The 9,741-nt window shown below is 70.3% G+C and carries 7 protein-coding genes and 1 pseudogene; 2 read left to right on the forward strand and 6 right to left on the reverse strand.

The window, feature by feature from the left end:
- Nucleotides 1-70: 70 nt before the first annotated feature.
- A pseudogene (locus ACIGXW_RS02260) lies at nt 71-1,390 on the forward strand (peptide-N4-asparagine amidase); the annotation flags it as partial.
- Between the two features lie 41 nt (nt 1,391-1,431).
- On the opposite strand, the gene ACIGXW_RS02265 reads toward ACIGXW_RS02260, so the two are convergent.
- A complete protein-coding gene (locus ACIGXW_RS02265) occupies nt 1,432-1,875 on the reverse strand; it encodes a MarR family winged helix-turn-helix transcriptional regulator (protein ID WP_399568942.1) in 444 nt (147 codons plus the stop codon).
- Between the two features lie 138 nt (nt 1,876-2,013).
- Between ACIGXW_RS02265 and ACIGXW_RS02270 the strand changes: the two genes are divergently transcribed.
- Nucleotides 2,014-3,822: an ABC transporter ATP-binding protein gene (locus tag ACIGXW_RS02270; protein WP_399568944.1), complete on the forward strand. Its 1,809-nt coding sequence runs from the start codon at nt 2,014-2,016 to the stop codon at nt 3,820-3,822.
- Between the two features lie 88 nt (nt 3,823-3,910).
- On the opposite strand, the gene ACIGXW_RS02275 is transcribed toward ACIGXW_RS02270, so the two are convergent.
- The 5 genes from ACIGXW_RS02275 to ACIGXW_RS02295 all read right to left on the reverse strand — a co-directional run bounded on the left by ACIGXW_RS02275 (nt 3,911) and on the right by ACIGXW_RS02295 (nt 9,458).
- On the reverse strand, nt 3,911-5,137 hold the full coding sequence (locus ACIGXW_RS02275) for an SGNH/GDSL hydrolase family protein (protein WP_399568946.1): 1,227 nt from the start codon (nt 5,135-5,137) through the stop codon (nt 3,911-3,913).
- Nucleotides 5,138-5,288: 151 nt separating this feature from the next.
- Entirely contained in the window at nt 5,289-6,449 is a 1,161-nt protein-coding gene (locus ACIGXW_RS02280; RefSeq protein ID WP_399568948.1) for a CaiB/BaiF CoA transferase family protein, read from the reverse strand.
- 104 nt (nt 6,450-6,553) lie between these two features.
- Nucleotides 6,554-7,231 (reverse strand): lactate utilization protein C, encoded by a 678-nt coding sequence (locus tag ACIGXW_RS02285; RefSeq protein WP_399568951.1) that lies wholly within the window; start codon nt 7,229-7,231, stop codon nt 6,554-6,556.
- Nucleotides 7,228-8,697, reverse strand: a complete 1,470-nt coding sequence (locus ACIGXW_RS02290) for a lactate utilization protein B (RefSeq protein WP_399568954.1) — start codon at nt 8,695-8,697, stop codon at nt 7,228-7,230. Before ACIGXW_RS02290 ends, ACIGXW_RS02285 begins: the two co-directional genes overlap by 4 nt.
- Nucleotides 8,694-9,458 carry a (Fe-S)-binding protein gene (locus tag ACIGXW_RS02295; protein WP_399570781.1) on the reverse strand — a complete coding sequence of 255 codons (765 nt, stop codon included), beginning with the start codon at nt 9,456-9,458 and terminating at the stop codon, nt 8,694-8,696. The genes ACIGXW_RS02290 and ACIGXW_RS02295 overlap by 4 nt, the downstream gene beginning before the upstream one ends.
- Nucleotides 9,459-9,741 lie beyond the last annotated feature (283 nt).

The following is a 9,741-nucleotide window of genomic DNA, read 5'->3' on the forward strand; positions in this document are numbered from 1 at the left end:
GGGGGGGGGGCCGGGTTCCACTGGTTTTTTCGGCCGCCGCCGGGGGGCGGCGGGGGGGGGCTCCCCCGCGGTGGGGGTTTTTCCCAAGGGGGGGGGGGGGGGGGGGGCCCCCCCCCCCCCCCCCGAGCCCTCGCCCGAAGGCATCACCTGGAGCGTGGAGAAGGACGTCACCCGGTACGCCCCCACTCTGCGCACCGCACAGCCCGTCGAGATGCTCATCGGTAATACCGTCAACGAGACGTACACCGGTGTCATCAAGGTCAAGGCGACGCTGACCTTCTACAAGGCCGAGGGCCGGGCCAAGCCCGCCCAGACCCCCGACAAGGTCCTCACCCTGGAGGGCGCACACCACGACGGGGTGGTCTACGAGGGGCAGCTGACCACGCCGCGCAACAGCGAACGGATCGTCGCCGAGGTCTACGCCACCGGTTCGGGCGGCGGATGCGAGGAGTTCTGGTACCTCACCGTCCCGGACGCGGCGCCGTACTCCTGCAAGGCCAAGGACGGCCCCTACCGTGAGGTGCGCGTCTCGGTCGACGGCAGGCTCGCCGGCATCGCCGCGCCCTTCCCGACGGTCTGGACCGGCGGCTGGTCGAACCCCTTCCTGTGGTACGTGATTCCGGGCCCGCGCGCGTTCGACGTCCGGCCCGTGGAGTACGACCTCACGCCCTTCGCCGGGCAGTTGAACGACGGAAAGCCCCACAAGATCACGATCTCGGTCGCCGGCGTCCCCCAGGGGCAGAGCGGCTGGAGCACGCCCACCAACATCCTGGTGTGGCAGGACGGCAAGTCGGACCGGGTCACCGGTGCGCTCACCACCCACCGGCAGGGCGAACCGGCCAACACCACCGCGTACGAGCCCGGCGCCGAGCACCGGCTGAAGTCCGAGGGCGGGCACTCCCTCACCGTCGGCGGATACCTCGACACCTCGCACGGGCGGGTCGCCACGACCGTCACCCGAACGGTGGCCGGGACGTCCACGCACCGATGGACCGACGGCGAGTCGACCGACGCGCTCAAGGCCCGTTGGACCGACGACGAAACGGTCACGGTGGACGGCCGCGGACCGGCAGTCACGACCAGTGCCCACCGGGTGTACACCATGGACGGTGAGACGTCGGTCGGCGCGGGCGACCGGCTGCGCACGGTCATGACCATGGGGGACCGCGCGGACAGCGTCACCCTGCGTGCCGGTGAGCGCGTCGGCTGGTCACGCCTGGACGACACGTACCGGGGCGACGCCGCGTACAACCAGAACGTGCCGCGCGATCAGCGTCATGCGACGGGGGTCTCCAGCGAGCGCTACCGGCTGTACGGTCCGGGCGCCTGTTACGACCGGACCCTGGCCACGGCCCAGGGCGAGCTGACGGAGGACAGCCGGCGCTGCTGAACTCCTGCACGCGGCGGGTCCGCGATCGCCGTGCGCCGTCCTCAGAGCGCGCCGCGGTCGGGGCCCGCCAGTAGTTCGTCGAGCAGGCCGCCGAGCACCTCGCGCTGTTCGGGGCGGAGGGGGGCGAGGATGTCCTCCACGGCGGCCCGCCGGGCGTCACGCAGGGCCTTGAGCGTCGTGCGGCCCTGATCGGTGAGCTCTATGCGGATCACCCGGCGGTTGGACTGGTCCGGCACCCGGCGCACCGCGCCGTTGGTCTCCAGAGCGTCGACCAGGGTGGTGACCGCCCGTGGCACGACCTCGAGGTGCCGGGCCAGGTCCGCCATCCGCGGCGGGGTCTCGTAGTACGCGACGGTACGCAGCAGCCGCGACTGGGCGGGCGTGATGCCGACCGGGTCCAGATAGCGCTTCTGCGCGCGATGGAGCCTTCGGGTCAGCCTCAGCAACTGCTCGGCGAGCTGACCGGACGTGTCGGGGGCCGTCATGATCGCATTCTATCAGGACCTCCTCCATTGTGAGTATAGGTAACAGTGAGCTATGCTCTGTTCAGTGTCAGTGTTCTCAGCGTTTCTTGCGCTTGTCGCACTCTCCGCATTCGGAACCGGACTTCGCTGAAGGAGCCCATGCCTCACGACGAACTGGACTGGACACCACCTCCCCGGGACCCGGAGCAGCCCGCACAGGTGCGGCGCATCCTCCGTCTCTTCCGCCCCTACCGCGGCAGGCTGGCCCTCGTGGGGCTGCTCGTCGCCGCCTCCTCCCTCGTCACGGTCGCCTCACCGTTCATGCTGCGTGAGGTCCTCGACGACGCCATCCCGCACGGCCGTACCGGCCTGCTCTCACTGCTGGCCCTGGGCATGATCGCCGCCGCGGTCGTCAACAGCGTCTTCGGCGTGCTGCAGACCCTGATCTCCACCACCGTCGGCCAGCGGGTGATGCACGACCTGCGCACCGCGGTCTACGGCCGCCTCCAGAGCATGCCGCTCGCCTTCTTCACCCGCACCCGCACGGGCGAGGTGCAGTCACGCATCGCCAATGACATCGGCGGGATGCAGGCCACCGTGACCTCCACCGCCACGTCGCTGGTCTCCAACCTCACCAGCGTCATCGCCACGGTCATCGCCATGGTGGCCCTGGACTGGCGGCTGACCGTCGTCACGCTCCTCCTGCTGCCGGTGTTCGTCTGGGTCAGCCGCCGCGTGGGCGACGAGCGCAAAAGGATCACGGTCAAACGCCAGAAGCAGATGGCGTCCATGGCCGCCATGGTCACCGAGTCGCTCTCGGTCAGCGGAATCCTGCTCGGCCGCACCATGGGCCGGTCCGACTCGCTGACGAAGACGTTCGCTGGGGAGTCCGACCGTCTCGTCGACCTCGAAGTGCGGGCGAGCATGGCCGGACGGTGGCGCATGTCCACCATCGGCATCGTCATGGCTGCCATGCCGGCGTTCATCTACTGGGCCGCCGGCCTCGCCCTGCAGACGGGCGGCCCGGACATCTCCCTGGGCACGCTGGTGGCCTTCGTCTCGCTCCAGCAGGGGCTGTTCCGCCCGACGGTCAGCCTGCTCTCCACCGGCGTGCAGATGCAGACCTCCGTCGCGCTCTTCCAGCGCATCTTCGAGTACCTCGATCTGCCGGTGGAGATCACCGAGCCCGCGGAACCGGTACGGCTCGAGAAGATCAGGGGCGAAGTCCGCTTCGAGAACGCCTCCTTCTCCTACGACCCCACCAGCGTGGCGCTCAGCGGCATCGACGTCACCATCCCGGCCGGTGGCAGCCTGGCCGTGGTCGGCCCCACCGGCTCCGGCAAGAGCACCCTGAGCTACCTCGTGCCCCGGCTGTACGACGTCACGGACGGGCGGGTCCTGCTCGACGGCGTGGACGTCCGCGACCTGGACTTCGACACCCTCGCGCGCGCCGTGGGCGTCGTCTCCCAGGAGACGTACCTCTTCCACGCCTCCGTCGCCGACAACCTTCGCTTCGCCAAGCCCGACGCCACGGACGAGGAGATCCGGGCGGCGGCTGAAGCGGCCCAGATCCACGACTACATATCCTCGCTGCCCGAGGGCTACGACACCCTCGTCGGCGAGCGCGGCTATCGCTTCTCAGGTGGCGAGAAACAGCGCCTGGCCATCGCGCGCACCATCCTGCGGGATCCGCCCGTCCTCATCCTGGACGAGGCGACCAGTGCTCTGGACACCCATACCGAGCACGCCGTTCAGCAGGCCATCGACGCGCTGTCCGCGGGCCGGACGACGATCACCATCGCGCACCGGCTCTCCACGGTCCGCCACGCCGACCAGATCATCGTCCTCGACGGCGGCCGTGTCGCCGAGCGCGGTACGCATCAGGAACTCCTCGCGGACGACGGGCGCTATGCCTCGCTGGTACGGCGCGATACGCACCTCACGGCCAAGGTCTCCGAAAAGGTCTGACACCGAAGTGGTCTGAAGGGGCCTTGAAGAAGGCGCCGTCCACCGCGGGCCGAGCGGCTGTACCCGCTCGGCCCACTCCGGTGCCCGGTCACAGAGTGCCGAGGTCGACGGCCTCGGCCATGACGCGGTATCCGGCGTCGTTGGGGTGCTTGTGGTCGCCGCTGTCGTAGGCGGCGTCGAGCCGCTCCGGGTCCTCGGCGTCGGCCAGAGCGGTGGCGAAGTCGGCCACCGCGTCGTACTCGCCGGAGGAGCGGATCCACTCGTTGAGCGCGACGCGCTTCGCCTCCGCATGCGGCGTGTGATACTCCGCGCCCTTGAACGGCAGGATCGTGGCGCCGACGACCTTGATGCCGCGCTCCTGCGCACTCTTGATCATGTCGCGGTATCCGGCGGTCAGATCGGCTACGGACACGTCCGGGGCGGGCTTGTACGTCGGCAGGTCGACCTCGCTGAACCCGATGTCATTGAGGCCCGCGAAGACGATGACCGAGCGGACGCCGGGCCTGTCGAGTACGTCGCGTTCGAACCGTGCAACCGCCCGCTCGCCGTACCAGAGTGAGTCGTTGAGTACGAGATTCCCACCGATGCCCGCGTTGACCACGGCCCAGGGGCTGCCCTCGGCCGCGAGCCGCTCGGCGAGCGCGTCCGGGTAGCGGCGGTTCGCTCCCACAGTGGAGCCGAAGCCGTCGGTGATGGAGTCACCGAGAGCCACCACCGTGCCGTGAGGGGCTTCCTCGCCGCCCGCCAGTTCGACGTCGGAGAGGTAGTACCAGGAGTGGGTCCGCTCCTGGAAACTCGTGCCGTCCACGTCTGCCGTGCGGTCGCCGGAGGCGCGGTAGCTGTCGGTGTACGCCTGTGCGTGGAAGGTCGAAGGCCCCGTCGGGTGGGCGAAGTACAGGGTCACGGTCACCGAGGCCAACCGCTCGACTGCAAGGTCCACCGCGTCGCCGACGATCTCGGCTCCCGCCGGTAGCACCACCGACGATGCGCCGGCGAACGTCAACTCCCGCACAGTGCCCGGCAGGAGCGCAGGGCCTTCACCCGCGAGTGCCACAGTGGCGGCGCTCACCGTGAGCGGTGTGGTGCCGAACCGGTTCGACAGGCGGATGCGGACCCGCGTGCCGCTGCCCGTGACCCTGACGACCTGGCGCACGGACTGCCGGTCGAACCCGGCCTCGGACCAGTTCTCCTCGAAGCCGCTGCTCGGCCGCTGCACCGGCGCCGACCAGCCCGCCGACCACCGCGGCCCGCCGTCCGCCCGGTCCATCTCACCGGCGAGTGCGACATCCCGTGAACCCTGCCCGTGAACAGTCATTGATCGAGCCTTCCCCTGCGTGAGTTTCGCTGTCGGGAAAGAGCTTGCTGCCTGCGGATCGGCCCACCCAGCTCTGCCTGCTGCGTACGCAGCCCCTACGTACCACTGGCAGGGTCACCCTCGCGCGCATCATCGGCAATGGCGATGGTCCCTAGTCGCCGCCGGATGCGCGCGACGGCGGGAACTCCGCGCGTATCGCTGCCGTGTGCGCGCCGAGCGCGGGCACCGGACCCATGGCGGCCTCCCTTCCGACCACCTCCACGGGCGGCAGCAGGCCGCGCAGCGGACCGGCCGGCGAGTCGAACTCACGCCAGCGGTCACGCGCCGTCAACTGAGGATGATCGGCGAACTCCGCCACCGTACGCAGGCGGGCATGGGCGATGCCCGCCCCTTCGAGCAGGGCGAGGGCCCCGTCCGCCGTATGGCCGGCGAAGCACTTCTCTATGACGTCCGTCAGTTCAGCGTCATGCGTGTGACGCAGGGGGTTGTCGGCGAAGCGAGGGTCACGCACCAACGCGGGCATCCTGAGCACCTGTTCGCACAGGGCCGTCCATTCGCGGTCGTTCTGCACGCTGAGGAACACTCGCGCGCCGTCACCGCACCGGTAGTGGCCGTAGGGGGAGATGGACGGATGGCGGGCGCCGCTGGGGGCGATGGGCGCTCCGCCGTAGGCCTGGGCGAAATACGGGTGCCCCATCCACTCCGCGAGGGCGTCGAAGAGCGAGACGGACAGCGCCGACCCCTCGCCGGTGCGTTCGCGCTCGTAGAGGGCGGTGAGAATGCCGGTGTAGGCGTACATCCCGCCGGCTATGTCGGCGATGGAGATGCCCGGCCGGGCCGGGGAGCCGGCGCTGCCGGTGATCGAGACCAGTCCGGCCTCGCACTGCACCAGCAGGTCGTAGGCCTTCTTGTCGCGGTACGGGCCCTCCGCCCCGTAGTCGGAGACGTCACAGGTGATCAGCCGCGGGTGGCGGGCGCGAAGGACGTCGGCGCCGAGGCCGAGCCGGGCGGCCGCGCCGGGGCCGAGGTTCTGGATGAACACGTCGGCGCGGGCGAGGAGTCGGTCCAGCAATGAGCGGTCGGTGTCGTCCTTGAGGTCGAGGGCCACGCTCTCCTTGCCTCGGTTGACCCAGACGAAATAGGCGGAGAGGCCCTTGACGCGGCCGTCGTAGTCCCGGGCGAAGTCCCCGCGCCCGGGGCGCTCGACCTTGATCACCCGCGCGCCGAGATCCGCGAGCTGTCGGGTGGCGAAGGGAGCGGCGACGGCCTGTTCGAGAGCGACGACCGTGACGCCGCGCAGCGGTGAATTCAACTCATTTCCTCCCAGCGTGAGGATCATATGACCGGGCCTGTGGATAGAGCGCCGCACGGTGAACGCCCCGCTCGTAGCCTGGCGTTCATGGAAACCACGGGGGGTCACATGAGCAGGACGACGTCGAGCGCACGCGGCCCGTGTACGCCCTCGACCCGGTCCAACTCGATGTCGCTGGTCGCGGACGGGCCGGAGATCCAGGTCAGGGGCCGGGTCGGGTCCAGTCTTCCCAGGGCCTGCGGCACCGAGTCCACCACCTGGTCCGCGACGCGCACCACACACAGATGGTGGTCGGGTACGAGCGTGATACGCCGGCGTCCCTGGTCCGGGCCCGCGTCGAGCACCAGCGTGCCGGTCTCGGCGATGGCGAGCGCGCAGCCGGTGACCACGCTGTCCAGGGCGTCCAGGTCGTGGGGCGTGAGTGAGGCGGAGTCCCGCACCAGCTCCACCGGGGCCCGCGCGAGCCAACCGCTCGGCAGACCCGTCGGGACGACCACGCGGCGGGCACCGCGCTGTTCGAGCAGTTCGGCCAGCAGGGACGGCAGCCCGTTCGCGTCACTCCGGTGCACGGTGGCGCGGTAGTCGGCGAGGTTGTCGGCGAGCAGGTCGACGGACTCGGCGGCGGTCCGCTGTCCGTGCGTGTGCCGGTAGTCACGCGGCACGGGATGGTCACGTGGGCGTTCGTGGGGCGGCACGTCGGAGAGGGCGCGCCGGATCCGGCCCAGGATCCGCTCCCTCGAGGGATTCGGGGCCCGGCCACCGGGGCTCGGGGCGGCGGTCATGCGTCACCGCCTCTGGTCCGGGACCACCAGTCCCGGAACGACTCGGGGGGCACCTCCGGCAGTTCACGGGTGTCCGACCAGGCCCGGCCCGGGCCCGGCAGCCGCCGGGGCCGCAAACGCCGGGCCCGGGCCGCGAGGCGCTGGCCGCGACGCAGCGTCGCGGGGTGGTCGAGGACCCAGCCCGCGGTCCGCATGATGGCGCGCTCGACGGTGTGGCCCTTCGCGGGCCTGATGACCGTGCGCGTGCCACGGACGGTCACCTCGCCGCCCTCCACGACCCGCTCGCGCAGGTGGACCAGCACCTCGGGGATGTCGATGGCGACAGGACAGACCTCGTAGCAGGCGCCGCACAGGGAGGAGGCGAACGGCAGGGATTCCTCGAGAGGGGAGGCGAGGCCACGCAACTGTGGCGTGAGGATCGCTCCGATCGGGCCCGGATAGGGCGAGCCGTAGGCGTGACCGCCGGCCCGCTCGTAGACGGGACAGACGTTGAGGCAGGCCGAGCAGCGGATGCAGCGCAGCGCCTGGCGGCCGACCTCGTCGGCCAGGGTGTCGGTGCGGCCGTTGTCCAGCAGCACCAGGTGGAAGGCGCGCGGGCCGTCCTCGTCGGCGGTTCCGGTCCACATCGACGTGTAGGGGTTCATGCGTTCGGCAGTCGAGGAACGGGGAAGCAGTTGAAGGTAGATTTCCAGGTCCCGCCAGGTCGGCACGGTCTTCTCGATGCCGACGACGGAGATCAGCGTGTCCGGCAGGGTGAGGCACATCCGGCCGTTGCCCTCGGACTCCACGACGACGAGTGTGCCGGTCTCGGCAACCATGAAATTCGCCCCGGAGACGCCGACTTTGGCCCGCAGGAACTTCTCGCGGAGGTGCAGCCGCGCTGCCTCCGCGAGGTCGGCTGGGCGGTCGGTGAGCCCGGGTGGCGCGGCGCGGCCCCAGTCGGCCATCCGGTCGTGGAAGATGTCGCGGATCTCGGTACGGCCGCGGTGGATGGCGGGGACCAGGATGTGGGAGGGCAGGTCGTCGCCGAGCTGGACGATGAGTTCGGCGAGGTCGGTTTCGTAAGCCCGGATGCCGGCCTCCTCGAGCGCGGCGTTGAGGCCGGTCTCCTGGGTGGCCATGGACTTGACCTTGACGACTTCGCGCTCGCCCGTGGCCCGGACGAGTTCGGTGACGATGCGGTTCGCCTCGGCCGCGTCGGCCGCCCAGTGGACGGTGCCCCCGGCGCGGGTGACGTTCTCCTCCAACTGCAGGAGGTAGCGGTCGAGGTGGCGCAGGGTGCGGTCCTTGACGGCGGCACCGGCGGCGCGCAGTTGATCCCAGTCGCTCAGTTCGGCGACGGCGCGTGCCCGCTTGGCGCGGATGGTGTGCGTGGCGTGGCGGAGGTTGGCCCGCAGGGTGACGTCGCGGGACGAGACGGCGGCGGCCCGGGGAAAGGCGGGCATTCCCACGTACGTACGGCTCACAGGACGTTCCCCTCCGTGCTGGCCAGGATCTCCGCGATGTGGATCGGGCGCACGGAGGAGCCCTCCCGGGTGAGGGTGCCGCCGATGTGCATCAGACAGGAGTTGTCGACCGCGCAGACCGCACGCGCGCCGGACTCCTCGATGGCACGGGTCTTGTCCGCGCCCATCGCCGCGGAGACGGCCGGGTTCTTGACGGCGAAGGTCCCTCCGAAGCCACAGCACTCCTCCGCGCCCGGCAGCTCCCGCAGTTCGAGCCCTTTGACATGTTCCAGCAGCCGTCGTGGGCGGTCACCCAGCCCCAGCATCCGCAGCCCATGACAGGTGGGGTGGTAGGTCACGGTGTGCGGGAAGCAGGCGCCGACGTCGCTCACCCCCAGGACGTCCACCAGGAACTCGGTGAGCTCGTACGTACGGGGGACGACGCTCGCGGCCGCCTCGGCCAGCTCCTCGGCCTCCCGCCGCGGACGGCTCTCCGCGGCGGCACGGGTCGCGATCCTCGGATAGGCGTCGCGCACCATGGCGACGCAGGAGGCGGACGGGGTGACGATGTGGTCGTAGCCCCGGAAGGCGGCGGCATGGCGGAGCATCAGTGCCTCGGTCCGGTGCCGGTAACCCGTGTTGAACAGGGGCTGTCCGCAGCAGCTCTGCGCCGCCGGGAAGCCGACCTCCACGCCCAGCCGTTCCAGCAGGGAGACGACCGCCCGGCCTGTGCCCGGATAGAGCGTGTCGTTGACGCAGGTGACGAACAGCCCTACGCGCATGACACCTGACATCTCCTCGCGGCCGGTGATCGTCTGCCGCCTCATCCTGCCGCACGGCAAGGCGCCTGTGAAGGACCTCCACACCCCGTCCGTGCCCATCCGACACTAGGGATTTTCATGACCGTGCCCGCCGAAACTGAGCCCATGGCGTGCGGGAATACGAGCAGGGCAATCGCGGTCCGCGTCCGCTTCGGCGCAGTGACCGGACGACAGCCGTCCCGAGTACCGGATGTCCACATCGAATCCTCCGCTGTCCGCCGGTCTTCAGATGGGTTGAGTTGAT

The sequence above is a fragment of the Streptomyces sp. NPDC053079 genome (genome assembly GCF_044546695.1).
Classification (GTDB): domain Bacteria; phylum Actinomycetota; class Actinomycetes; order Streptomycetales; family Streptomycetaceae; genus Streptomyces.